The organism is Streptomyces sp. NPDC032472 (assembly GCF_040636955.1).
Lineage (GTDB): Bacteria > Actinomycetota > Actinomycetes > Streptomycetales > Streptomycetaceae > Streptomyces.
In genome coordinates, this window is record NZ_JBEZVK010000002.1 from 195,547 (window position 1) to 217,245 (window position 21,699).

General features: G+C 70.5%; 22 protein-coding genes and 2 pseudogenes. 15 read left to right on the plus strand and 9 right to left on the minus strand.

What is annotated here, in order from left to right; genetic code table 11:
• Nucleotide 1: 1 nt before the first annotated feature.
• From AB0F11_RS01895 to fabG, 5 genes are all read left to right on the plus strand, one after another.
• Nucleotides 2–898, plus strand: coding sequence for a fumarylacetoacetate hydrolase family protein (locus AB0F11_RS01895; protein WP_362167174.1), 897 nt, complete (start codon nucleotides 2–4; stop codon nucleotides 896–898).
• Nucleotides 892–1,632 carry a 4'-phosphopantetheinyl transferase superfamily protein gene (locus tag AB0F11_RS01900; RefSeq protein WP_362167177.1) on the plus strand — a complete coding sequence of 247 codons (741 nt, stop codon included), beginning with the start codon at nucleotides 892–894 and terminating at the stop codon, nucleotides 1,630–1,632. Before AB0F11_RS01895 ends, AB0F11_RS01900 begins: the two co-directional genes overlap by 7 nt.
• On the plus strand, nucleotides 1,633–3,228 hold the full coding sequence (locus AB0F11_RS01905; RefSeq protein ID WP_362167179.1) for an acyl-CoA carboxylase subunit beta: 1,596 nt from the start codon (nucleotides 1,633–1,635) through the stop codon (nucleotides 3,226–3,228). It begins immediately after the preceding gene.
• A 44-nt stretch (nucleotides 3,229–3,272) separates the two neighbouring features.
• On the plus strand, nucleotides 3,273–4,355 hold the full coding sequence (locus tag AB0F11_RS01910) for a branched-chain amino acid aminotransferase (protein ID WP_362167181.1): 1,083 nt from the start codon (nucleotides 3,273–3,275) through the stop codon (nucleotides 4,353–4,355).
• A gap of 68 nt (nucleotides 4,356–4,423) precedes the next feature.
• Nucleotides 4,424–5,143, plus strand: a complete 720-nt coding sequence (gene fabG, locus AB0F11_RS01915; RefSeq protein ID WP_362167184.1) for a 3-oxoacyl-[acyl-carrier-protein] reductase — start codon at nucleotides 4,424–4,426, stop codon at nucleotides 5,141–5,143.
• Nucleotides 5,144–5,197: 54 nt separating this feature from the next.
• Here the strand turns inward: fabG and AB0F11_RS01920 are convergent, their stop codons facing one another.
• Nucleotides 5,198–5,767: an XRE family transcriptional regulator gene (locus AB0F11_RS01920; protein ID WP_362167186.1), complete on the minus strand. Its 570-nt coding sequence runs from the start codon at nucleotides 5,765–5,767 to the stop codon at nucleotides 5,198–5,200.
• 66 nt (nucleotides 5,768–5,833) lie between these two features.
• On the opposite strand from AB0F11_RS01920, the gene AB0F11_RS01925 reads away from it, so the two are divergent.
• The 3 genes from AB0F11_RS01925 (at nucleotide 5,834) to AB0F11_RS01935 (ending at nucleotide 8,433) form a co-directional block, all read left to right on the plus strand.
• Nucleotides 5,834–6,580 (plus strand): AzlC family ABC transporter permease, encoded by a 747-nt coding sequence (locus AB0F11_RS01925; protein WP_362167188.1) that lies wholly within the window; start codon nucleotides 5,834–5,836, stop codon nucleotides 6,578–6,580.
• On the plus strand, nucleotides 6,577–6,909 hold the full coding sequence (locus AB0F11_RS01930; RefSeq protein WP_362167189.1) for an AzlD domain-containing protein: 333 nt from the start codon (nucleotides 6,577–6,579) through the stop codon (nucleotides 6,907–6,909). Before AB0F11_RS01925 ends, AB0F11_RS01930 begins: the two co-directional genes overlap by 4 nt.
• 1,164 nt (nucleotides 6,910–8,073) lie before the next feature.
• Entirely contained in the window at nucleotides 8,074–8,433 is a 360-nt protein-coding gene (locus AB0F11_RS01935) for a helix-turn-helix transcriptional regulator (RefSeq protein WP_362167191.1), read from the plus strand.
• A 59-nt stretch (nucleotides 8,434–8,492) separates the two neighbouring features.
• Here AB0F11_RS01935 and AB0F11_RS01940 read toward each other — a convergent pair whose 3' ends face one another.
• The 6 genes and pseudogenes from AB0F11_RS01940 to AB0F11_RS01965 form a co-directional block, all read right to left on the minus strand.
• The gene (locus AB0F11_RS01940) at nucleotides 8,493–8,969 is read right to left on the minus strand and encodes a hypothetical protein (protein ID WP_362167193.1); all 477 of its coding nucleotides are present in this window, start codon (nucleotides 8,967–8,969) and stop codon (nucleotides 8,493–8,495) included.
• A 96-nt stretch (nucleotides 8,970–9,065) separates the two neighbouring features.
• On the minus strand, nucleotides 9,066–9,494 hold the full coding sequence (locus AB0F11_RS01945) for a hypothetical protein (protein ID WP_362167195.1): 429 nt from the start codon (nucleotides 9,492–9,494) through the stop codon (nucleotides 9,066–9,068).
• A 19-nt stretch (nucleotides 9,495–9,513) separates the two neighbouring features.
• Nucleotides 9,514–9,909, minus strand: coding sequence for an Imm50 family immunity protein (locus AB0F11_RS01950; RefSeq protein ID WP_362167197.1), 396 nt, complete (start codon nucleotides 9,907–9,909; stop codon nucleotides 9,514–9,516).
• A gap of 1 nt (nucleotide 9,910) precedes the next feature.
• Nucleotides 9,911–10,393: a hypothetical protein gene (locus AB0F11_RS01955; protein ID WP_362167200.1), complete on the minus strand. Its 483-nt coding sequence runs from the start codon at nucleotides 10,391–10,393 to the stop codon at nucleotides 9,911–9,913.
• A 280-nt stretch (nucleotides 10,394–10,673) separates the two neighbouring features.
• A pseudogene (locus tag AB0F11_RS01960) lies at nucleotides 10,674–11,232 on the minus strand (transposase); the annotation flags it as partial.
• A 107-nt stretch (nucleotides 11,233–11,339) separates the two neighbouring features.
• The gene (locus tag AB0F11_RS01965) at nucleotides 11,340–12,311 is read right to left on the minus strand and encodes a LuxR C-terminal-related transcriptional regulator (protein WP_362167203.1); all 972 of its coding nucleotides are present in this window, start codon (nucleotides 12,309–12,311) and stop codon (nucleotides 11,340–11,342) included.
• Nucleotides 12,312–12,639: 328 nt separating this feature from the next.
• Here AB0F11_RS01965 and AB0F11_RS01970 point away from each other — a divergent pair, with 328 nt between their 5' ends.
• The 4 genes from AB0F11_RS01970 (at nucleotide 12,640) to AB0F11_RS01985 (ending at nucleotide 16,661) form a co-directional block, all read left to right on the plus strand.
• Complete coding sequence (locus AB0F11_RS01970) at nucleotides 12,640–12,852, plus strand: hypothetical protein (RefSeq protein ID WP_362167205.1); 213 nt, start codon at nucleotides 12,640–12,642, stop codon at nucleotides 12,850–12,852.
• 7 nt (nucleotides 12,853–12,859) lie between these two features.
• Complete coding sequence (locus AB0F11_RS01975) at nucleotides 12,860–13,174, plus strand: hypothetical protein (protein ID WP_362167207.1); 315 nt, start codon at nucleotides 12,860–12,862, stop codon at nucleotides 13,172–13,174.
• Between the two features lie 244 nt (nucleotides 13,175–13,418).
• Nucleotides 13,419–15,095, plus strand: a complete 1,677-nt coding sequence (locus AB0F11_RS01980; RefSeq protein WP_362167210.1) for a CHAP domain-containing protein — start codon at nucleotides 13,419–13,421, stop codon at nucleotides 15,093–15,095.
• A gap of 114 nt (nucleotides 15,096–15,209) precedes the next feature.
• Complete coding sequence (locus tag AB0F11_RS01985) at nucleotides 15,210–16,661, plus strand: transglycosylase family protein (protein WP_362167212.1); 1,452 nt, start codon at nucleotides 15,210–15,212, stop codon at nucleotides 16,659–16,661.
• Between the two features lie 649 nt (nucleotides 16,662–17,310).
• Here AB0F11_RS01985 and AB0F11_RS01990 read toward each other — a convergent pair.
• Together AB0F11_RS01990 and AB0F11_RS01995 are read right to left on the minus strand one after the other, a co-directional pair.
• Nucleotides 17,311–17,676, minus strand: a complete 366-nt coding sequence (locus AB0F11_RS01990) for a hypothetical protein (RefSeq protein WP_362167214.1) — start codon at nucleotides 17,674–17,676, stop codon at nucleotides 17,311–17,313.
• An 83-nt stretch (nucleotides 17,677–17,759) separates the two neighbouring features.
• Nucleotides 17,760–19,286 carry a helix-turn-helix domain-containing protein gene (locus AB0F11_RS01995; protein WP_362167217.1) on the minus strand — a complete coding sequence of 509 codons (1,527 nt, stop codon included), beginning with the start codon at nucleotides 19,284–19,286 and terminating at the stop codon, nucleotides 17,760–17,762.
• Between the two features lie 728 nt (nucleotides 19,287–20,014).
• Here AB0F11_RS01995 and AB0F11_RS02000 point away from each other — a divergent pair.
• The 3 genes and pseudogenes from AB0F11_RS02000 (at nucleotide 20,015) to AB0F11_RS02010 (ending at nucleotide 21,621) form a co-directional block, all read left to right on the plus strand.
• Complete coding sequence (locus AB0F11_RS02000) at nucleotides 20,015–20,428, plus strand: hypothetical protein (protein WP_362167218.1); 414 nt, start codon at nucleotides 20,015–20,017, stop codon at nucleotides 20,426–20,428.
• Between the two features lie 154 nt (nucleotides 20,429–20,582).
• Nucleotides 20,583–21,167: pseudogene (locus AB0F11_RS02005) on the plus strand (profilin family protein); the annotation flags it as partial.
• Nucleotides 21,168–21,228: 61 nt separating this feature from the next.
• On the plus strand, nucleotides 21,229–21,621 hold the full coding sequence (locus AB0F11_RS02010) for a Tn3 family transposase (RefSeq protein ID WP_362167221.1): 393 nt from the start codon (nucleotides 21,229–21,231) through the stop codon (nucleotides 21,619–21,621).
• The last annotated feature ends 78 nt before the right edge of the window (nucleotides 21,622–21,699 follow it).

Below are 21,699 nucleotides of genomic sequence, written 5' to 3' on the forward strand. Positions count from 1 at the left end.
CATGCGGCTGCTGCGGATCGGCCCGCCGGGGCAGGAGCGGCCCTGCGCCGTCGGCCCGGGCGGCGCCGTCCGGGACCTGTCCTCGTGGGTGCCGGACTGGACGGGCGCCCACCTGGACCCGGACGTGCTGCGCGGCCTGGCGGCGCGGCTGGAGCAGGAGGGCGCGGGGCTGCCCGAGGTCGATCCGGCCGCCGAGCGCATCGGGCCGCCCGTCCGGCCCGGAGGGCACCTGCTGTCCATCGGGCTCAACTACCGGGCGCACGCCGCCGAGGCCGGACTGCCCCTGCCCGACGAGCCGATCGTCGCCAACAAGGCGCCGTCCGCCGTGGTCGGCCCCCACGACGACCTGCTGCTGCCCCCGGGCGGCGAGAAGACCGACTGGGAGGTCGAACTCGCGGTGGTGATCGGGCGGGCCGCCCGCTACCTGCCGGAGCCCGCGGCGGCCGCCGCCCACATCGCCGGCTTCGCCACCGCCAACGACCTCTCCGAGCGCAGCTGGCTGCTGGAGCGCGGCGGTCAGTGGGTGAAGGGCAAGTCCTTCGAGACCTTCGGCCCGCTGGGGCCGTACCTGGTGACCCCCGACGAGGCCGGGAACCCCCAGGCGCTACGGCTGACCTGCAAGGTCAACGGCCGCCTCATGCAGGACGGCTCCACCGCGGACATGGTCTTCGACGTGGCCCACCTCATCTGGTACCTGAGCCGCTTCATGGTGCTGCACCCCGGCGACGTGGTCCTGACCGGCACGCCCGGCGGCGTCGCCCTCGGCCGGCCGGACCGGCCGTACCTGCGCGCCGGGGACCTGGTCGAGGCGGAGGTCGAGGGACTGGGCGCACACCGCCAGCGCTGCCGACCCGCCGAGGTACCGGCCGCCGCCGTACCGGCGGGGGCGCGATGCTGATCGCAGACCTGCTGCCCCCGCCGGTGGCCGCCTGGGAGTCCTTCCAGGACCACCCGGAGTTCGTGCCCCACCCGGCCGAGGCCGTCTCCCTGCGCAGCTCCGCCCCCGGACGGCGCAGGGAGTTCACCAACGGCCGGTACTGCGCGCACCGCGCACTGCAACGGCTCGGCACGCCCGCCGCCCCGATACCGGCGGGGGAGCGCGGCGCGCCCGGCTGGCCCCCTTCGGTGGTCGGCAGCATCACGCACTGCCGCGGCTACACCGCCGCCGCGGTGGCCCGGCGCGGCGAGATCCTCGCGCTCGGCATCGACGCCGAACCGCACCTGCCGCTGGACGCCGACGTCCTGGAGTTCGTCGCCGGCCCGGAAGAACGCGCGCTCGTGGCGGAGCTGCTCGCCCGCCGCCCCGAAGTGCGCTGGGACCGGCTGCTGTTCAGCGCGAAGGAGAGCGTCTACAAGGCCTGGTTCCCCGCCACCGGGCTCTTCCTGGGCTTCCTCCAGGCCCGTGTCCGCTTCGACCCGTCGGCGGGGACCTTCCACGCCGACGTACCCGCCGCCGTACGGGCCGGCGCCCGGCCCCCCGGCGGCACGCGGCTGCCCACCCGGCTCACCGGCCGCTGGCAGGTCTCGGACGGGGTGCTCGTCACCGCCGTCGCCGTGCAGGCCGCCGAAGCCGACACCACCCCCGCCGCCGCACCCGCCGCGTCGGCCTCCCCGGAAGGAGAGCGAGAGTAGATGACCCTCCAGCAGGAAACCCCCGGCCGGACGCCGCAGCCGCGCACCGACACCCGCGCGCGGGTGGCCGAGCTGCACGCCACCCGGGAGGCGGCCCTCCGCGGCCCGAGCGACCGGGCGACCGAGGCCCAGCACGCCAAGGGCAAGCTGACCGCCCGCGAGCGCATCGAACTGCTCCTGGACCCCGGATCGTTCCGCGAGGTCGAGCAGCTGCGCCGGCACCGGGCCGTCGGATTCGGCATCGAGGAGCGACGCCCCCACACCGACGGTGTGGTCACCGGCTGGGGCACCGTCGAGGGCCGGACCGTGTTCGTCTACGCCCACGACTTCCGCATCTTCGGCGGCGCCCTCGGCGAAGCGCACGCCGAGAAGATCCACAAAATCATGGACATGGCCATCGCGGCCGGTGCCCCGCTCGTCTCGCTCAACGACGGGGCCGGCGCCCGCATCCAGGAAGGCGTCTCCGCCCTCGCCGGCTACGGAGGCATCTTCCGCCGCAACGTACGGGCCTCCGGAGTGATCCCGCAGATCTCGGTGATCCTCGGACCGTGCGCCGGCGGCTCCGCCTACTCTCCCGCCCTGACCGACTTCGTGTTCATGGTGCGCGGCACCTCGCAGATGTTCATCACCGGCCCCGACGTGGTCCGGGCCGTGACCGGCGAGGACGTCACCCAGGAACGCCTCGGCGGCGCCGACGTGCACGCGGAGCAGTCCGGGGTGTGCCACTTCGCCTACGAGGACGAGTGGACCTGCCTCGGCGAGGTGCGCTACCTGCTCTCCCTGCTGCCGTCCAACAACCGCCAGGCCCCGCCCGCCCCCGCCTCCACCGACCCGGACGACCGCTACTGCGACGCCCTGCTGGGCCTGGTGCCGGCCGAGGGCAAGCTCCCCTACGACATGCGCAAGGTCATCGAGGAGATCGTCGACCACGGCGACTTCCTGGAGGTCCACGAGCGCTGGGCCCCCAACATCCTGTGCGGGCTGGCCAGGCTCGGCGGCGAGACCGTGGGCATCGTCGCCAACCAGCCGGTGGCGCTCGCGGGCGTCCTCGACATCCGCGCCAGCGAAAAGGCCGCCCGCTTCGTGCGGATGTGCGACGCCTTCAACATCCCGCTCCTCTCCCTCGTGGACGTCCCCGGCTTCCTGCCCGGCGTGGACCAGGAGCACGGCGGCGTCATCCGCCACGGCGCGAAGCTGCTGTACGCGTACTGCGAGGCCACCGTCCCGCGCATCTCCCTGGTCCTGCGCAAGGCGTACGGCGGCGCGTACATCGTGATGGACTCCCGTTCCATCGGCGCCGACCTGTCCTACGCCTGGCCGACGAACGAGATCGCGGTGATGGGCGCCGAGGGCGCCGCCAACGTCATCTTCCGCCGGGAGATCGCCGCGGCCGACGACCCGCAGGCGATGCGGGAGCAGATGGTCAAGGACTACCGCGCGGAGCTGATGCACCCCTACTACGCGGCCGAGCGAGGCCTGGTCGACGACGTGATCGACCCCGCCGAAACCCGGTCGGTGCTGATCAGCGCCTTCCGGATGCTGCGGACCAAGCACGCGGACCAGCCCGACCGCAAGCACGCCAACACCCCGCTGTGACCTGAGACCCCAACGGGTACCCCTGCGACGCCTCGGAGCAAGCCATGACCATCACCTTCACCACCGAGCCGGCCACCCCGCTGCCCGCGGCCGAACGGGCCGCGCTCCTCGAGGCACCCGCTTTCGGCGAGGTGTTCACCGACCACATGATCAGCATCGACTGGGACCGGGAGCACGGCTGGCACGACGCCCGCCTGCACCCCTACGGCCCCCTCGTGCTCGACCCCTCGGCCCAGGTCTTCCACTACGGCCAGGAGGTCTTCGAGGGCATGAAGGCCTACCGGCGCCCGGACGGCACCGTGGCCACCTTCCGCCCCTACGCCAACGCGGCGCGGTTCAACCGCTCCTGTGCCCGCATGGCGATGCCCGCCCTGCCGGAGGAAACCTTCGTGGAGGCGCTGGAACTGCTGGTGACCGCCGACCGCGACTGGGTCCCCGAGCAGCAGGGGCACAGCCTCTACCTGCGCCCCTTCATGATCGCGACCCAGCACACCATCGGCTTCTACGGGCCCTCCGCCGCCTACCGGTTCATGGTGATCGCCTCGCCGGCGGCCTCGTACTTCACGGCCGGAGCCAAGCCGCTGACCGTCTGGCTGTCCCAGGACTACACGCGCGCCGCGCCCGGCGGGACCGGCGAGGCCAAGTGCGGCGGCAACTACGCGGGCACGCTCGTCGCCCAGGCACAGGCCCGGGAACAGGGCTGCGACCAGGTGGTGTGGCTCGACTCGGCCGAGCGCCGCTGGGTCGACGAGATGGGCACCAGCAACCTGTTCTTCGTGTACGGCAAGCGGCTGGTCACCCCCGAACTGTCGGGGACCCTGCTCGCGGGCGTCACCCGGGACTCGGTGCTGGCCCTGGCGGCCGAGCTCGGCTACGAGGCCGAGGAAGGCCGGATCAGCGTGGAGCAGTGGCGGGCCGACGCCGAGTCCGGGGCGCTGACCGAGGTGTTCTCCTGCGGAACGTCCTCCATGGTCACCCCCGTCGGCTTCGTACGCAGCACGGACGGAGACTGGACGGTGGGCGGCGGAACGCCCGGCCCGGTCACCACCCGTCTGCACACCGAACTGACGGGCATCCAGACCGGCCTTCGCCCGGACCCCTTCGGCTGGGTCCACAAGATCGCATGACCGCGGGGCCGCGGTCGCGGCCCGCGAAACGGCACAGAAGTACGCAGGAGAAGGGGAGTGGGGAAGGCATGAGCCGTTCGGTCCTGGTCACCGGCGGGAACAGGGGCATCGGCCTCGCGGTGGCGCGCACGTTCGCCGAGGCGGGCGACCGGGTCGCGGTGACGTACCGCACGGGTGAGCCGCCCGCGGAGCTGAAGGAACTGGGCTGCCTCGCGGTCAGGTGCGACGTCACGGACGCGGGCGCCGTGGAGCGGGCGTTCGAGGAGGTCGAGGCGGCCCACGGGCCGGTCGAGGTGCTGGTGGCGAACGCCGGCATCACACGCGACCTGCTGCTGATGCGGATGTCCGAGGAGGACTTCACCGCAGTCCTCGACACCAACCTGACCGGCGTCTTCCGGGTGGTGCGTCAGGCCGCGGGGGAGATGCTGCTGTCCCGCAAGGGCCGGATCGTGCTGGTCTCCTCCGTCGTCGGCCTGCTCGGCGCGGCCGGGCAGGCCAACTACGCGGCGTCCAAGGCCGGCCTGGTCGGCTTCGCCCGGTCCGTGGCGCGCGAGCTCGGCTCGCGCGGCGTCACCTGCAACGTGGTGGCGCCGGGCTTCGTCGAGACGGACATGACCCGGGCCCTCAGCGAGAAGCAGCGGACCGCCATGCTGGACCGGGTGCCGCTGGCCCGCGCGGCCCAGGCGGACGAGGTGGCCGCGGCCGTGCACTTCCTGGCCTCCGAGGGCGCCGCGTACGTCACCGGTGCCGTCCTGCCGGTCGACGGCGGCCTGGGCATGGGCCACTGAACTCCCCGCCGCGGACTCATGCCGGGTCGGACCCCTGCGGGTCCGGCCCGGTGTTCAGTGGTGCTCGGAGACGAGCACGGCCCGGGTCCCGGGCTCCAGCGCCTGGAAGAGGTGCGGCACGTCGGCCGGGTAGCAGATGTAGTCGCCGGGGTGCAGTTCCACCGGTTCGTCGGCGGTGCCCACCATGGCCCGCCCGGAGCTGATGATCACGTGCTCCATCACGCCCGGCAGGTGCGCGGCGGAGGACCGCTGGGGCCCGGGTTCGGCCGTGATGCTGTACACGTCGCGCCGGGCACCCGGCGGGCAGGCGGAGAGAAGGGTCGCACCGTAGGCGCTCTGCGCGGAATGCACCGCCGGACCCTGGCCCGCGCGGATCACCTGGACCTGCGGCCGCGGGACGGCGAGCAGCCCGGAGAACGGGATGCCGAGCGCCACGCACAGGGCCCACAGCGTCTCCAGGCTGGGATTTCCCCCGCCGGATTCCAACTGCGAGAGCGTGGACTTGGCGATTCCGGCCCGGCGGGCCACCTCGGTGAGGGAGAGCCCCGCCCGCACGCGCTCCGCCCGCAGGGAGGCGGCGATCACTTCGAGCGGGGGCTTGAGGGCGGGGTCGGCATCGGACATGGCGTTCGCTCCAGCGGTCGATTGTTCATCTTGACGAACAAGCTTGACCTGTTCATCATAAACGCCATGCGTTCGATATGGAGAACACTGGATCGCGGGCCCTTACGCGACATCGCCCTCGTCTGCCTGGCCGTCGGCGTCATCGGCGTCTCGTACGGCGCCGCCTCGGTCACCGCCGGCTTCGCCTGGTGGTTCCCCGTGCTGATGGGCGCGCTCGTCCTCGCCGCCTCGTCGGAGTTCCTGTTCGTCGGGATCATCGCGGCCGGCGGCAGCCCGATCGCCGCCCTCCTGGCCGCCCTCCTGGTCAACGCCCGCCACCTGCCGTTCGGCCTGGCGGTCCCGGACGTACTGGGCCGGGGCTGGCGCCGCCTGCTCGGCACCCACCTGATGAACGACGAAACGGTCGTCTTCGCCCTCGCCCAGGACGGCCTCCCGCGCAAGCGCGCCGCCTACTGGGCCTGCGGCCTCGGCATCCTGGTCTGCTGGCCGATCGGCGCCGCACTCGGGGCCCTGCTCGGCAGCGTGGTCGAGGACACCGGCGCCCTCGGCCTGGACGCGATGTTCCCCGCGGTGATCGTGGCACTGGTCCTCCCCGCCCTCAAGGAGCGCGCCCTGCGCCGAACCGCCCTGACGGGCTGCGCCCTGGCCCTGGCAGCGGTCACGTTCCTCCCCGCCGGCCTCCCCGTCCTGGCCGCACTGGCCGCGCTGCCCCTGTTCGTCCTCATCTCAAAGCGCCGGCCCGAATCGGCGGACACACCCGACCCAAGCCACTGCTCGGAGCCGTCGGAGTCATCGAAGGGGGCCGTCCGATGAACGACCCCGTACCCGTGGTGCCGGCCCTGGCCGCGATGCTGGCCCTGGCGGGCGGCACCTTCCTGCTCCGCCTCTCCGGCCCGGCGCTGCGCTCCAGGGTCACCTTCCCGCAGCGGGCCGAGAAACTGCTGGAAGTCTCGGCGGTCGTCCTGCTCGCCGCCCTCGCCGCCACGTCGGCCCTCACCGAGGGCGCCGACTTCGCCGGAGTGGCCCGGCCTGCCGGCGTCCTCGTCGGCGGCATCCTCGCCTGGCGCAAGGTGCCGTTCCTGGCCGTGGTGCTCGCCGCTGCCGGCACGGCGGCCCTACTGCGCCTGGCCGGAGTCCCGTAACCCCCTGCACCCCCCAGCCCGACCCACCCCCCACCCCGATGCGCCCGCCGGCACCCCGCCGGCGGGCGCATCGGCGTGCGCTCTCTCCCGGAATCCATTGCTGGTTGATTTCTCAACGAGACAAGCGAGATATTCGGACCGGTGCAGGGCGTATTTCAGCCGGATGGTGTCTCAGATATTGGATCACTCATTGCCTGCACAGGAATGCGTCAAGTAGCGTGACATGCGCGGTGACCAGCGAGTAACAACTTTGGTCACCGCGAGCGCGCCGACCGCTTGCGTCCGGGCCACCCATTCCTTCAAGACAGCCGAGGGAGTTTTCATGGGCGAGGGGTATGCACCCTGTACCCTGGCGGGCCTTCAGTATGATGGTGCCGTGGCGGCACAGGCCCTCGGTACCCCCCGGGCCCGACGTTCCCGGCCGCACCCGGCTTCCTTATCGCCATTTCTCGACAGCGGCTTGAATTACCTCCCCCTGTGGCTGGAAATCTGGCGGCTGATAATAGCCGTCAGGATGACTGGCAAAAAACAAGGGAAGACCGGAGTCCGGGCACCTGAGTTGAGTGCCGGAATCACCGGCGATATCCGCCATCACCTCACCGCCACACCCAACGGAACTCGATTCCCCCGCTCTGCCAGAGCGTTCGGGCGGCGACACCGCACTCACGCCGACCGCCCGCGCACCACCCCCTGCGGTGCACCGCCCCCCGGCACGTTCGGACGACGGGAACGGGCCAACGCCCGCGCCGCCTCCCAGAACCCGCCCCCGCCCGCACGGCGGTAACGGGCCGACCCCCTCCGCGCAGAGGCCGCCGGCATCCCCTCGAACAGGCCGGCCCCGCGGACCGTGCGGCGCCCCGCCCGTCCACCTCCGGCCTTGCGACGGACGAGACCCTGCACGCGCTGCCGGGCGACCCACCCCCGGCACACGAGCTTCCTGCGCCCGCAGTGCACGTCCGGGCCCGGATCCCCGCCCGTCCCCGGGCCGGAACCCGCGCGCCCCGCACGTGCCTCCACTCACGCGCCGTGCCCGCCGGCCACACATCCCCCACTCCCTGAACGAGCGTCACACGACCACGCCCAGGCCCCGCACGGCCTGCGTCGATCCGTCGGCACCACCGACGGCCCACCCCCCGGTCCAGAACTCAGGAGTCCGCCACCACCATGAACATCGCACAGACCCGGAGCCCGCACGCCTGGGGCTCCTACCTCGCCACCGACCGGAGCGCCGCACCTCACGACGGAGCCTGGGACGCCGTCCTGGCCCGCGTGCCCCGGCTGTCGGAACGCGAGCTCGACGTCTTCCGGCTCCTGGCCAAAGGGGCGTCGAACCGGACCATAGCGCTCCGTCTGGCCATCACCGAACGCACGGCCAAGGCCCACGTGGCGCAGATCCTCGCCAAACTGGACGTGGAGTCACGCCTCCAGGCCGGCATCGTCGGCTTCGCCTGGGGAACCCTGAGCCGAGGAGCCGAAGAACCTCCCAAGGCCCTCGCCTCCTTCCCCACCCACCCCCTCCGCTAGCCCGCGGCCCGGATCGGCCGACACCGGCGGCCCGATCCGGTCCCACCTGTCCGCCCCGGCTACCACTTGGCGAACGGCGTCCGCATCGCGAGTTCGGGAGCGGCCTGTCGCAGTGCGGCACCGAAGTCACCGGCCAAGCCGGTGAGAAGCTCCAGCGCTGCCGCACGCGACAGGACTTCCACGTCCGGATCCGGTCGCCATGCAGTGCCCGACACGCATCGGATCTCCGTGGTGTCCCCCGCCGGCACGAAGATCAGGCGTCGCTCGACCCCCTGCCCGTAGAGGTCGACCTCGGCGGAACGGCCCGACTGCAGACTGTCGATCGCCTCGGGCAGCTGCTCGATCGCCGATGAAAGGTCGTACGAAATGTTGACCGGCCATTCCTCCTGACCGAACCCCGAGACGACGAAACGTGCATCGGTCTCGGAAAGCAGCTGACATGCGTCCATGGCCAGCGACTCGTAGTCCTCGGAGAGCTCGACCTCCACCACATCGGGAGGAAGCTCCCCCGAAGGCAACGTGAGGGACATCCTCATGTTCACTCTTCTTCCCCTGGGTCGGCTCTTCTCGTTCCAGGATCAAACACTGCCAAGCACACCCGGATTCGCTGCAGAGTCCACCGGTGGCTTTCGTCAGATATTCAGGCTGACAAGCCAGTATTCGTATTCCTCTGCGGTGACACCGCAGAGGTGGTGGCCGGACTGGGAGCGTGCGATGAATTCGATACGTCCTTGGTCATCGACGAGGCGAGAGACGTCAGCGGTGTCGGTGAGGCGCACACGAACCCAGCCGACCTCGGAGGCTCCGGTCACGACTGCTGTGAGGAGGAACGTACCGTCCTCGCCGAAGACCTCCGTCTGACGTGCACGTTGGAGCCAACGCTGGTGCACTCCCTCGAGGTCTCCCTTCAAGGGAAGGGATGCGACGGGCTCCACACCGAATCCGGCCATGGCGCGCCAGGCCATGTCGACCGACGGGCCAGGTTCGTTGCCCTGGACCGCGTCCACCTCGAAACCGCTGCTCCGGATGAGCGCGATGAGATTGTCCTCGCTCGTTCGCATTTCGGTTTTCGGCTTTCGGTCAGAGCGCGCCTTGCTGATAGACCCGGGTGTGCGAGACGAGTGAAGCGGTGGCGGAGAAGGCGATCGAGCGGTTGTCGCTGTCCACGGCGACCCGTAGGCCCTCTGCCGTATTGCCTCCCGCGATCCGGACGGAGCGCTCTGCCTCCGCGCGGATGCCCGACATCCGCAGGTCGGCCACACCGGTGAACTCGATCCAGAAGGCCAGAGTGTTGTACGGCTTGTCCGACCACTCCGGCTTCGGATGCTGCGGCAGCTGCTGCGTCTCGAAGCCGAAGGTGACCGAGGTGTCCCGTTCGTCGATGTGGACGTGGAAGAGGGTGCAGGTACTCGGGTCGGGCAGGGGGCCCGTGCCGTAGAGGGCCCGCAGTTCCGGCCAGTCGTTGTCTTCGGTCATCTCACACACGCTCGTAGAAGGTGTTCACGTACATCGGGGGGATCGTCGGATAGAGCTTGCTCTCCAACGGCCGACTGAAGTGGTGTGGGCCGCTGTCGCCGCCGTCCGCGTCCTGCGTGAAGACGCTGAACCTGCCCGCCTTGAGCGACGCATTCGACGTGAAGGCCACATCGACTCCTGTACTGGTTACGTGCACCGCGAGCCGATGTTCCGGCAGCGGACGCAGTGAGACCTCTGCTGTAACCGGCGGCCGCCATCCCTCCATCACGAAATCCTGCACCATGTAGAACTGGATCTGGCACTGGGCCGCGTCCCCTGGCGGACCCTCCCAGCGATCCGGGAACGGGAGGTCGAGCCGCAAGGTGACGGTCGGGTCCCAGCCGTCGAGGCGCACCGACCTCAACCGGACCCCCGACAGGTTGGGGACCTCGTCGTAGTACGTCGCGAAGGCGCGGGCATTCACGACGAAGTCAGTCCAGGTCATAGTAGTAATGCTCCTCTGCGCCATCGATCTGGCCGTTTCTGGGTCATGCCCGGGACGGACATGCACGTGTGGCGGCTGACATCCGGGCTCACCGGGCGTCTGGTGGCCGAACCAGTGGTCCTGGTAGATGACGATGTCGCCCATTGGGTAGTTCGTACCACTCAGATCGGCTGGTGGTCCGGCCCCATGGGCTGTTTTCCACCCTGCCACTCGGGTGTCGTGGCCTTCACCCAAATCGTCCGGGTCTGTCAATCGAACGGTGTGTCCAGGGTGGTTGGGGTCACTGGCGGGCTGCGGAGAGTCGGCCGTCGAAGGTGATGTCGAAGGCGTTCAGCGCGGTCCTTCCAGCGCATGGTCCAGCGGGCCTGACCTCGGCCGGTGGGGTCAAGCGACATGATCGCCATGTAGACGCACTTCAAGGCCGCGGTCTCGTTCGGGAAGTTCCCACGGGCCTTGACCGCCCGTCGGATCCTCGCGTTCACGGACTCGATCGCGTTGGTGGTGCAGACGATGCGGCGGATCTCGGTGTCGAAGCGGAGGAACGGGGTGAACTCCTCCCACGCGTTCTCCCACAGCCTCACGATCGCCGGGTATTTCTTGCCCCAGGCGTCGGCGTAGACGGGCTTGAGGAGCTTTGCGATCTTGTCCCAGTCCTGGCGTGCGGCATAGCGGAACGAGTTCCGCAGCAGGTGGACCACGCAGGTCTGGACGGTGGTGCGGGGCCAGACGGTCTCGACCGCGTCGGGCAGGCCCCTGAGGCCGTCGCAGACGAGCATGAGGACGTCGTTGACGCCGCGGTTCTTGATCTCGGTGAGGAGGTGCATCCAGTGCTTGGCACCCGACGCTCTGCGAGCCGTGCGAGGCCAAGACGGTCGCGGCCACGGACCAGGCGCCTCCCGGGGCGCGGGCCGGTGGAGCCGAGCGGAGGGATGTTTCGTGGGGCGGTTCAGAGCCAGCCGCGGTGGGCGGCTTTGATCCCGGCCTCGAATCGGCTGCTCGCGCTGAGGCGTTCCATGATCGAGGACATGTGGCGGCCGACGGTTCGTGAGGAGACGCCGAGGCGCTGGCCGACGGCGTCATCGGTCAGTCCGGTGCCGAGCAGGCGCAGTAGTTCACGTTCGGTGGCGGTGAGGCCGGTGCTGGGGTCCTCGGGCTGGGTGGCGCCCAGCGGGATGGCCGTGTTCCAGGCCTGTTCGAAGAGGTCGAGGAGTGCGGCCAGGATGCCGGCTTCCGTCACGTAGAGGGCGCCTTTGCGATTGTCCGCGGGGTCGATCGGGACCAGGGCCTGGGCGCGGTCGACCAGCACCATTCGGGGCGGGACCGAGGGTGCGGTTCGGACCTCGCCGCCGTGGCTGAGCAGCCAGTGGGCGTAGGTGGCCACGTGGGGCTGGTTGCGGGCCGAGTCCTGGTAGAGGGTTCGCATCGTGATGCCGCGGGCGAACGCTTCGGCGTCGGCGGGCCGGCTGGCGGCGAGGTCCTCGGGGCGCTGCTCGCCGGGCTGGCTGGCGAGGACCTCGCTGGTGGCGCTGTGGCCCATCCGTTCGAGCCGGGCGTGGATGGCGTCCATGCCGAGCAGGCGCTCGCCGTGGGTTGCACGGTGTTCGGCGCGGTCGGCGATCATGCGTGTGACGGCGGCTCGTGATGCCGCCAACTGTGCTTGCCGGGAGGCGAGTTCGGCCTCCTGCGCGGTGAGCATGTCGGCCAGGCCGATGTCGGGGCTGACCGCGCGCATCTCCCCGGGGCGCTCGGCTGAGGCCCGGACGAGAGTGAGCCGGCCCAACTCGTCCAAGTGGTCATGCACGTGCGCCGGACTCAGGCCGCAGTGGGAGGCGATCTCGTCCACGCCGTACGCGGGATGGTCGAGCATCGCCTGGTATACCGCGGCACTCCCGGCCGTCAGGCCCATTACTTCAAGCATGTCATCCCCCCGAATCACAGGCCGCGGTCGAGCGGCCGCTGGCATCCAAACAGCTATTCGACGTCCGGTTCAAGATCCAACCCGGAGTGTCGGCAGTGATGCGCGGCATGCGTGAAGGAGGCAGATTGGCATGTACACGACTGGTTGTCCGGATCCCGTCAGGCCGGTTGGCGACATCCGGAAGCCCTTCCGGCCCTCCAGCCGGGTGGCGAAACTATTGATCGCCGCCAGGGAAACAGCACCGAACGGCAGCCGAACGAAGCGTCAACCGCGGGACGCCCGGGCCGGCTCAGCACGCCTCTCCGACCAGCAGACGAAGGACTCCACCATGATCCGCACCCGTATCGCCCAGGCCACCGCGGCTGCCGCCGTCTCCCTGACCGCCGTCCTGTTCGCCGCCGCCTCCTCGGCCGACACCGCCCCTGCCACCGGGACGGTCCTCGCCTCCTCCGACAGCCTCGGTTGGGGCAGCACCCCCTCCTCCAACAGCCTCGGTTGGGGCAGCACCCCCTCCTCCAACAGCCTCGGCTGGGGCAGCTGAGCACGCGATGGACATCGTCTACGCCAGCCTGAAGCGCCGTCATGCCCCCGCAGCGGCGGACGCGAGCGAGGCGGCCGAGGCTGTGGACGCCCTGTGGGCGCACGCCGACCCCGCCGACGGACTCCAGCACGCCAGTGCGCAGCCCGCCCCCGACCGCATGGACTTCCTCCTTTACCTGCTCAGCCGGGACCCGGCCGACGAGCCCGACGCCGTCGGACGCGCCCACAGCCTGATCTCCCGCTGCCAGCGGACCTCGCCCCTGCTCCGCCGGCACTACCTGCCGCCGGAACCGCCGGCGCCCATGGACCGAGCCGCGGGATGACTGCGGCAAGCGCCGCCCCGCCTCTCTCCGCGCAGCGGACGCCCGCGCCCGCCGAGCCGTAAGGCCCGCCACGCGCCGTACCAACCCGCCGGGCCGCAAGGCTCCGCGCCGCACCAGCCTCCAGCCGGGACCACCGCTCGCCCTGCTGCATCCGAATTCTCCGCTGCCCCCGGCCGCACCACGCCCCGGTCCGGCGCGTGCCCGCAGCGTGCACCCATCCTTCCCGCCACACGTTGGAGCACCCATGTCCCGCATCCGTACCCGCCTCGCCTCCTCCGCGACCGCCGTCGCACTGGCCGCCTCCGGCCTCGGCCTGCTGGCCGTCCCCAGCGCCCACGCGGCCACGCTCGGCGACTCGATCGCCGCGACCGCACTGGGCCAGCTCGGCAGCGACGCCTGCGCAAACGGAGGCGCCGGCTACTACGCCACCGCCACGAACCAGAGCTCCAGCTGTTACGGCGGCAAGAGGACACACGCATGGTGCGCGGACTTCGCCGGCTGGGTCTGGGCGCAGAACGGAGTCAAGAACCTCGGCAGCCTGAACGACCTCGCCAACAGCTTCAAGACCTACGCGGACAAGAACCAGGGCGGGCTTTCCGGTACCCCACACGTGGGCGACGCCGTCTTCTTCCATCCGACGTCCTTCAGCGGCACGGACTTCGACCACGTCGCGATCGTCACCGCGGTCAACGCCGACGGCACCATTCGCTGGACCGGCGGCAATCAGGGCGGCTACCCGGGCAAGGTCACCACCAACACCGCTTCGGGCCGCGTCGGCACGGTCGTATGGCAGAGCGCCGGCTACAGCGTCAGCATCCGCGGCTACGCAAGCCCGGTCGCCGCCGCCACCCCGCCCCCGCCCGTCCCGGACCCGGTCGCCCCGCAGGTTACCGACGTCGCGCCGGCCGCCGTGTACAACCAGGACAACGGCACCGCCGAGGTCTTCGCGATCGGCACCGACGGCGTGCTTTCCCACGCCTACAGCACCAACGGCGGACAGTGGAGCGACTGGTACCCGATCGACCCCTCGTTCCGCTTCACCGGGAAGCCGACGGCCGTCTACAACCCGACGAACAAGACCACCGAGGTCTTCGCGGTCGGCACCGACGGTGTGCTTTCCCACGCCTACAGCACCAACGGCGGACAGTGGAGCTCCTGGACCACCATGGACCCCGGCTACCACTTCACGGGCTCGCCGTCCGCCGTCTACAACCCGTCGGTGAACGCGGTGGAGCTGTTCGCGATCGGCACCGACGGCAAGCTCAACCACAAGTACTACGCGAACGGCGCCTGGTCGGCCTGGAACACCATGGGCAACTGGACCTTCATCGGTTCCCCCACGGCCCTCTACGAACCCGACCTCAACACCACCGAGGTCTTCGCGATCGGCACCGACGGCGTGCTGTCCCATTCGTACAGCACCAACGGCGGCCAGTGGAGCGACTTCTTCACGCTGGACCCGAGCTACCGCTTCACCGGCGCCCCGGCCGTCGTCTACAACCCGGCGAACAAGACGGCGGAGGTGTTCGCGGTCGGCGCCGCCGACGGCGTCATGTCGCACGCCTACAGCGCCAGCGGCGGCCAGTGGAGCCCCTGGTCCACCCTCGACACCGGGTACAAGTTCGCCGGCGTCCCTTCCGCGGTCTACAACTCCACCACCAAGGCCGTCGAGTTGTTCGGCACCGGCGCCGACGGCATCGTCAACCACAAGTACTACATGGGCGGGAGCTGGTCGGGCTGGGAAGCGCTCGGCAACTGGAAGTTCGCCGGCACCCCGGTGGCCCTCAACGAGCCGAACACCAACGCCGCCGAGGTCTTCGGCATCGGCCAGGACGGCGTGATCTCGCACTCGTACACCAGCGCCGGCAGCCCGTTCAGCAGCTGGCACACCCTGGGCACCTGGAAGTTCGACACCCACTGACCCCACGCCGATCCGTCCGCGGCCACCGGGTCCACCCGGACCCGTGGCCGCGGACGACCACCCCCTGCCCGCGGCACAAGACCGCTGCGACGAGCTTTCCGAGGACATTCTCAGATGACCCGCACCCCTTTCCCCGCCCGCACCCGCATGGCCACCACCGTCGGCGCACTCGGCCTGGCCGTGGCAGCGGCCGCGCTCGGCGCCGGCCAGGCGACCGCCGCCTCGGTGACGACCTGGGACAAGGTCGCCCAGTGCGAGAGCACCGGCAACTGGTCGATCCACACCCCCAACGGCTACTACGGCGGCCTGCAGATCAGCCTGAGCAACTGGAAGTACTACGGAGGCACCGCCTACGCCGCCCGCCCCGACCTCGCGACCAAGCAGCAGCAGATCCTGATAGCCGAGAAGATCCTCGCCGACCAGGGCGCCGGCGCGTGGACCTGCAGCCCGGGTACCGGCCTGGCCACCGACCACGCCAACCCGTATCCCGACACGGCCCCCACCCCGGCCCCGGCACCGACGACGGCCCCCTCCTCGGCAGCCGCCCCCGTCGTCTACAACCCGGACACCAAGACGGCCGAGGTCTTCGCGGTCGGCGCGGACGGTGTGCTCTCGCACAGTTACAGCGTCGACGGTGGTGCGTGGTCGGACTGGTCGACGTTGGACTCGTCGTTCCGGTTCTCGGGCGCGCCGACGGTGGTGTACAACCCGGTGAACAAGGTCACCGAGGTCTTCGCGACGGGTAAGGACGGGGTGATCTCGCACAATTACCTGTTCAACGGTGGTCAGTGGAGTGGCTGGTCGACGTTGGATCCGTCGTTCCGGTTCTCGGGTAGCCCGTCGGCGGTCTACAACGTCTCGACGAACGCGATCGAGCTGTTCGCCACCGGTACGGACGGTGTGCTGAACCACACCTACAACCTCGGTGCCGGATCCTGGCAGGGCTGGACCTCGCTCGGCACCTGGAAGTTCGCGCGCACCCCCACCGTCGTCTACAACCCGGACACCAAGACGGCCGAGGTCTTCGGGATCGGCGCGGACGGTGTGCTCTCGCACAGTTACAGCGTCGACGGTGGTGCGTGGTCGGACTGGTCGACGTTGGACTCGTCGTTCCGGTTCTCGGGCGCGCCGGCGGTGGTGTACAACCCGGTGAACAAGGTCACCGAGGTCTTCGCGACGGGTAAGGACGGGGTGATCTCGCACAATTACCTGTTCAACGGTGGTCAGTGGAGTGGCTGGTCGACGTTGGATCCGTCGTTCCGGTTCTCGGGTAGCCCGTCGGCGGTCTACAACGCCTCGACGAACGCGATCGAGCTGTTCGCCACCGGTACGGACGGTGTGCTGAACCACACCTACAACCTCGGCGCCGGATCCTGGCAGGGCTGGACCTCGCTCGGTACCTACCGCTTCGCCGGCAACCCCACGGCCGTCTACGAGTCCGGCACGCACGCCGCCGAGGTCTTCGGTATCGGGGCTGACGGCCTCATCTCCCACGCCTACAGCGCCGACGGGGGCAGCTGGAGCAACTGGACCACGCTCGGCACCTGGAAGTTCCAGACCGCCTGATCCGACACGGCGAGGAACGTACGCCGCCCCGGAGCTGGAGGGCCCCGGGGCACACGGCCGCCCTGCCCCGGCGCCGGGAGAGCGGGCGTGGCGCGCATGTGGCGACGGGAACGTCCGCCTCGTCGGCCAGCACGCGACGGAGCTGAGACCCACCCGAAGGCCGGGCGCGCGGATGTGGCAGACCTCGGCATTGGCGTTCAGGTCCGCCTGCGGAGTCCGCCCTTCGCGCACGGGCCGGAACCAGGGGCGCTCGGCCACCGATGCGGCCTCGGCGTCGCCGGCCAGCGCCTGGTCCACCACCTCGCGAAGCAACGCGGCCCTGGAGCCGAAGGCGGGCATGCCGGGTTCAGGCGGCAGCGCCGGGATCCGTTGCGCCGCGCCTCGCCAGGGTCCGGCTCCCTCCGGAAGGGCTCTGTCCACCGCGCAAGCCCGAACGCTCGGGGTGCCGGCATCCGGCCACCGCGCCCACGCACCGGTTTCGCCTCGATGGCTAGGTGCGGGTGGTCGACCGGCTCCGTACCAGGTCGGGCGGCCTGGGCAAGTCACCCGGGAGGGCGGCTTGCCCGCTTCCTGAGCGGCCCGGGCAGCGGCGCGAGGGCCCGTACCGGGGAAAGTACGCCCGGTACGGGCCCTCGTAGTCGGTGCGGGGTCAGTCGTTCCAGACGTCGCCCTTGAAGTCGCCGCCGGTGCCACGCTCGTAGTAGCGCTGCCCGTACAGGCCGCCCACGCAGGTCTGCTGGTAGCGGTAGGGGTTGGTGGCGATGGAGCCGACCATCACGCCCGTGTCGGCGTCCCACAGCTCGGCGCGGCCCCAGTAGCTGAGGGCCTTGTGCGTGCCGCCGAAGCAGACCTGGTGGTCGCCGTTGGCCGGGATGCTGCCGCTGGTGCACACGTTGCCGCCCCAGCTCTCGCAGGTCGCGCTCGCCGCGCTTGCGGGTGAGGCGACGACTCCGACGGCCACGGCAGCCATGGTCGCGGCCATGAGACCGAGGCGGGCGAATCGATTCTTCTTCATGTCCGTTCCTCCACTGAGGGGGCCGGATGTCTTCTGGCCCTGACGCGCTCAAAGCTATGAGCGGCCACCTGTCGGCCGGTATGTCATCCGTGCACGGTTGCCGGGCAGGTGACAGTCACGCCTGCACGGTCGTACACGCCATCGGGGGACACCGGTTTCGCGAAGGGAGGCTGCGTGCCGTGGAGCGCGAGGAAGGCCAGCGCGAGCTCGTACACGTCCACCCCTCCGGCCGTCAGCTCCCGCTCCAGCAGCGTCTCCGAGCTCCGCAGGTGCTCCCGAACCGTCTGGGGATGCAGACCCAGCTGTTGTGCCGCCGCCCCGACCGAGCAGTCGGCCAGGATCCAGACCCCCAGCGTGCGGTGCAGGTTGCGGGCGTCGGTTTCGAGCGGACCCAGCACGTCCCGGGCCCAGTCCCGGCCGGCGTCGGTACCGATCAGGGCGGGCAGGCCCGGGTGGTGGCGGCCCGGTGCGGTGGGCCGGTCCCGCAGTCGCAGGGCCAGGTGGAGGGCGGTCCGTACTCTTACGTCGTCGAGGTCCGCGCCCAGCAGTTCGCCTGCCCGCTCCATCCGCGACCGTACGGTGTTGCGGCTGACTCCCATGATCTTCGCCGTCCGCACGGCGGTGAACCTCAGCGCCAGGGACACCGTCGACAGCAACTGGTCCCTGGTCCGGGCAGGGAGCGCGTCCAAGGGCCGGAGCAGGTCCGACGCCCAGCGGGCCGCCTCGGCACCGGCCAGCAGCTCCACCGGATCCGTGTGGTTTCGATGCCGGGCACGACGGCCGGGCACGTACCGAGCCGCCACCAGGTTGCGGCGCGCATCCTCGTAGGCTGCACGGGCATGTGCCAGCGGGTGGAGGCGGCTGCGGCCCTGGAACACTCTCGGACGGCGTGCGACATAGTCGGACAGGGCGCGCCCGATGCCGTCGGCGGCTCGGACGTCGGCCACGGGCACCACCGTGATCACATGATTGTCGTAGGTCGGACAGGGGACGACCAGGGCCCGGCCGACGGTCAGTTCCTCGCAGTCCCGCGCCACTTGGGCGCGCTCCTCCACCGGCATTTCCAGCAGAGCCGTCCAGGCCCAGTCCGCTTCCAGCAGGCCGGGCCTGATCCCGGCCGCCGTATGCTGGGCCAGGGAGACGTTTCCGATCATCAGCAACTGTAGTACGGCGAGACGCAGATGGAGCAGGCTCGCCTCCCGTTCCCGGCGGTCGGTCTCGGCTCCCTCCAACCGCAACAGCAGCCCGAGGACTATGGCGGAAAATCTGGTCAGCGCCGCACTGTCCCCGTCGAAGGGGTGCTCACGGGTGACGACCAGGACGTGGAACGGCGGCTCGTCGCCCAAGGGGACCATCCGGATGTGGCACCCCTCTTCGGAGACGACGGCGGAGCCCAGTTCGCCCCGGGCCACGGCTGCCGCTTCCGCCGTGTGGTGGGCCGTTGCGGGGCAGAGGACCTCTGCCCTTCCCCCTAGCGTCCGGCCCAGCCACCGCTCGGTGCGGCGTGCTGCCACCTCTGCGCCGTCCGGACCCACGCGCGCGTGCCGCAGGAGTTCCGTCAGCCGCAGGGTCTGGGGCGTCGCGCCGGGTATCGGCTTCGATAAGCCCATGCTGTGTGCCTTTCCCCGAAGAATCAGCTGTGGTGCGGCCGGAGCGTCCCCGGCCTTGTGAAGGTGATCAAGCGCCGGCGGGTGAGCCGGATACCAGCCGGAGAGGGGCTCACGCAGGGACCCGGCGCAGGTCGGCATCGACCGGGCCAGAGCGCCGGCTTCATCTGGGCACGGCAGCCGGGATCGGCGCCCGGCGTCCACGGGCGGGCGAGTGGCCCGCCGCGCCCCACGCCGCCCCTGCGCGATGCCTCGTCGACGGGGGCTACCAGTGCTTCTCGGATCACGTGGCGACCTCAGTTCTCGCTGCGTTGAAGATCGCAGCTGCGGCGGCCAGTGGTCATCAGCCGAGGGCACGAACCGCCTCCCTCGTACGGGGGAGCGGCTATCCGATGACGTGAGTGGAAGCAGCCACTGCTCAACCGGCCATGGGAGGCATCCGATCGCCCATTCAGCGGAGTGCCGCGGAGGCGGCCCGCAAGTGTGGCGGAGAGGACGTCCGCGGACAGGTCCTGGACGGTTCCGTCGTACTCGTACCGTTCCACGCCGCGAAGACCGAGAGGTCGCAGACGGCCGCCAGCCGGGGATCGAGGGGTGAGATGGGTGGGGAGGTCATGCCGTTAGCCTCACGGCACGCGGGCTCCTGCTCCCGTGCCGAACGAGGGGAAAGTGGACCGGAACCGTGAAGCGCCCCAGCCGGACGGGCTGATCGACCCGCTGGGCGACTGGAGTTGGGGCGAGGGACTGCCGTACGAGGCTTTCGGCCGAGCCGTGCACCTCTGGCACCTGCGCCTGGCGGCCGGAACTCCGACTTCCCCGACCCGGCGGCGGGTACGGACGAGCACCCGCAGTTCGACTGCGGCGCGGTCGTCGCCTGGCTCCTCGCCCACGACAAGCAGCAGGCGTTCTCCGGCTCCGACGGCGCCGCAACCATGCGCTGGTACAGGAAGTCCACGGCGACTGCCGATGAGTCCGTGCGCGGCGGCGCCTGGACGGCCGGGGACCTGACCGTGTGTGGCACCTGCCACGCCGACGACGTCGCCCGCGAACAGGCCGCCCGCCTCCCGGCTGCTGTACCGCCGCCCTCGGAGGACGACCGGGAGCCGGCCAGGCCCGGCCACGGCCTCTTCCGCCGCCGCGGCTGACCCCGACCCACGCTGGTCAAGCCCAAGGGGAGCCTGGGCAAGCCACCCCGCGCACAGGCTTGGCCACGTCGGCCGGCTTCGCCGTCACGCCGCAGGAGCGTGCGGCGATCGCCGCCGGCTTCTCGGACCCAACACCATTCAAGGCCGTGGCATCATGGCGAGCGGTCAAAGGTACATCCCGCTCCGCGCTGACGGCCGTTCCATCTACGGCATGCAGGGCAGCAACGGCCTGAGCTGCGTCAAGACCACCCAGGTCATTCTGCTGGGCGCAAACCGGGGCGGCATCGCGTACCACCACATCGCCGACACCTACATCGCGCTGTTCACCCACTTCATCCCGTGCGGGGTGTGGGAGGCCGTCTACATCATCGAGGGCCTGCTGAAAAACACGTCCGAGGTAAAGCCGACCACCGTGCACGCAGATACTCAGGGCCAGAGCTTCCCTGTCTTCGCGCTCGCCCACCTGCTGGGCTTCGACCTGATGCCCAGGATCAGGAACTGGAAGGACCTGACCTTCTACCGGCCCACGAAGCGGACCGAGTACGTGCACATCGACGCCCTGTTCGGGGAGAACGGCCGCAACGTCATCGACTTCGACCTGATCGAGTCCCAGTTCCGGCACCTGATGCGGGTGGCCGTCTCCGTGCGCGAGGGCGCCATCTCCTCCACGCTGCTGCTGCGGCGCCTGCGGGCCGGCTCCCGCAAGAACGCCACCCACACCGCGTTCCGTGAAGTCGGCCGCGTCATCCGCACCGTCCAGCTGCTGCGCTACCTCTCGGACGCCCCGCTGCGTCTGCGGGGTGACCGCCGCGACGAACAAGGTCGAGGCGTTCAACGGCTTCTCCCAGTGGATCGGCTTCGGCAACGGCGGTGTCATCACCGACAACGGCCCCGTCGAGCAGGAGAAGACCGCGAAATTCAACGCGCTGCTCACGAACACGGTGATCTTCCACAACGCCCTGGACATCGCCGAGATCGTGCGCCAGCTCCAGGAGGAGGGCTACGTCATCGACCCCGAGGACCTGGCCCATGTCTCGCCGTACCTGACCGAGCACGTCCGCCGCTTCGGCGAGTGCTCCACCCATGAGCTCGGCCTCGTGCCCGAGGCGTACGACCCGCATCTGGACGTCGACTTCAGCCCGCTGCGCGGTGACGCCCCGCCCGCGCCGGACGGCTACGGTCAGGCGGCCTGACCACCCATGTCATGTCGCTACTCCAGCGGCCACGCGATGCACACACACTGTTCCATGCCACGCGGAAGGCTCCTGGCA

Bases quoted from the DNA above. Each gene is read 5' to 3' on its own strand.
- AB0F11_RS01940 (WP_362167193.1), bottom strand. From the start codon at position 8,969: ATGAGGATGTCCCTCACGTTGCCTTCGGGGGAGCTTCCTCCCGATGTG.
- AB0F11_RS01965 (WP_362167203.1), bottom strand. From the start codon at position 12,311: ATGCTTGAAGTAATGGGCCTGACGGCCGGGAGTGCCGCGGTATACCAG.
- AB0F11_RS01910 (WP_362167181.1), top strand. From the start codon at position 3,273: ATGACCATCACCTTCACCACCGAGCCGGCCACCCCGCTGCCCGCGGCC.
- AB0F11_RS01945 (WP_362167195.1), bottom strand. From the start codon at position 9,494: ATGCGAACGAGCGAGGACAATCTCATCGCGCTCATCCGGAGCAGCGGT.
- AB0F11_RS01900 (WP_362167177.1), top strand. From the start codon at position 892: ATGCTGATCGCAGACCTGCTGCCCCCGCCGGTGGCCGCCTGGGAGTCC.
- AB0F11_RS01985 (WP_362167212.1), top strand. From the start codon at position 15,210: ATGACCCGCACCCCTTTCCCCGCCCGCACCCGCATGGCCACCACCGTC.
- AB0F11_RS01905 (WP_362167179.1), top strand. From the start codon at position 1,633: ATGACCCTCCAGCAGGAAACCCCCGGCCGGACGCCGCAGCCGCGCACC.
- AB0F11_RS01895 (WP_362167174.1), top strand. From the start codon at position 2: ATGCGGCTGCTGCGGATCGGCCCGCCGGGGCAGGAGCGGCCCTGCGCC.
- fabG (WP_362167184.1), top strand. From the start codon at position 4,424: ATGAGCCGTTCGGTCCTGGTCACCGGCGGGAACAGGGGCATCGGCCTC.
- AB0F11_RS01930 (WP_362167189.1), top strand. From the start codon at position 6,577: ATGAACGACCCCGTACCCGTGGTGCCGGCCCTGGCCGCGATGCTGGCC.
- AB0F11_RS01920 (WP_362167186.1), bottom strand. From the start codon at position 5,767: ATGTCCGATGCCGACCCCGCCCTCAAGCCCCCGCTCGAAGTGATCGCC.
- AB0F11_RS01970 (WP_362167205.1), top strand. From the start codon at position 12,640: ATGATCCGCACCCGTATCGCCCAGGCCACCGCGGCTGCCGCCGTCTCC.
- AB0F11_RS01925 (WP_362167188.1), top strand. From the start codon at position 5,834: ATGCGTTCGATATGGAGAACACTGGATCGCGGGCCCTTACGCGACATC.
- AB0F11_RS01950 (WP_362167197.1), bottom strand. From the start codon at position 9,909: ATGACCGAAGACAACGACTGGCCGGAACTGCGGGCCCTCTACGGCACG.
- AB0F11_RS01980 (WP_362167210.1), top strand. From the start codon at position 13,419: ATGTCCCGCATCCGTACCCGCCTCGCCTCCTCCGCGACCGCCGTCGCA.
- AB0F11_RS01955 (WP_362167200.1), bottom strand. From the start codon at position 10,393: ATGACCTGGACTGACTTCGTCGTGAATGCCCGCGCCTTCGCGACGTAC.
- AB0F11_RS01975 (WP_362167207.1), top strand. From the start codon at position 12,860: ATGGACATCGTCTACGCCAGCCTGAAGCGCCGTCATGCCCCCGCAGCG.
- AB0F11_RS01995 (WP_362167217.1), bottom strand. From the start codon at position 19,286: ATGGGCTTATCGAAGCCGATACCCGGCGCGACGCCCCAGACCCTGCGG.
- AB0F11_RS01990 (WP_362167214.1), bottom strand. From the start codon at position 17,676: ATGAAGAAGAATCGATTCGCCCGCCTCGGTCTCATGGCCGCGACCATG.
- AB0F11_RS01935 (WP_362167191.1), top strand. From the start codon at position 8,074: ATGAACATCGCACAGACCCGGAGCCCGCACGCCTGGGGCTCCTACCTC.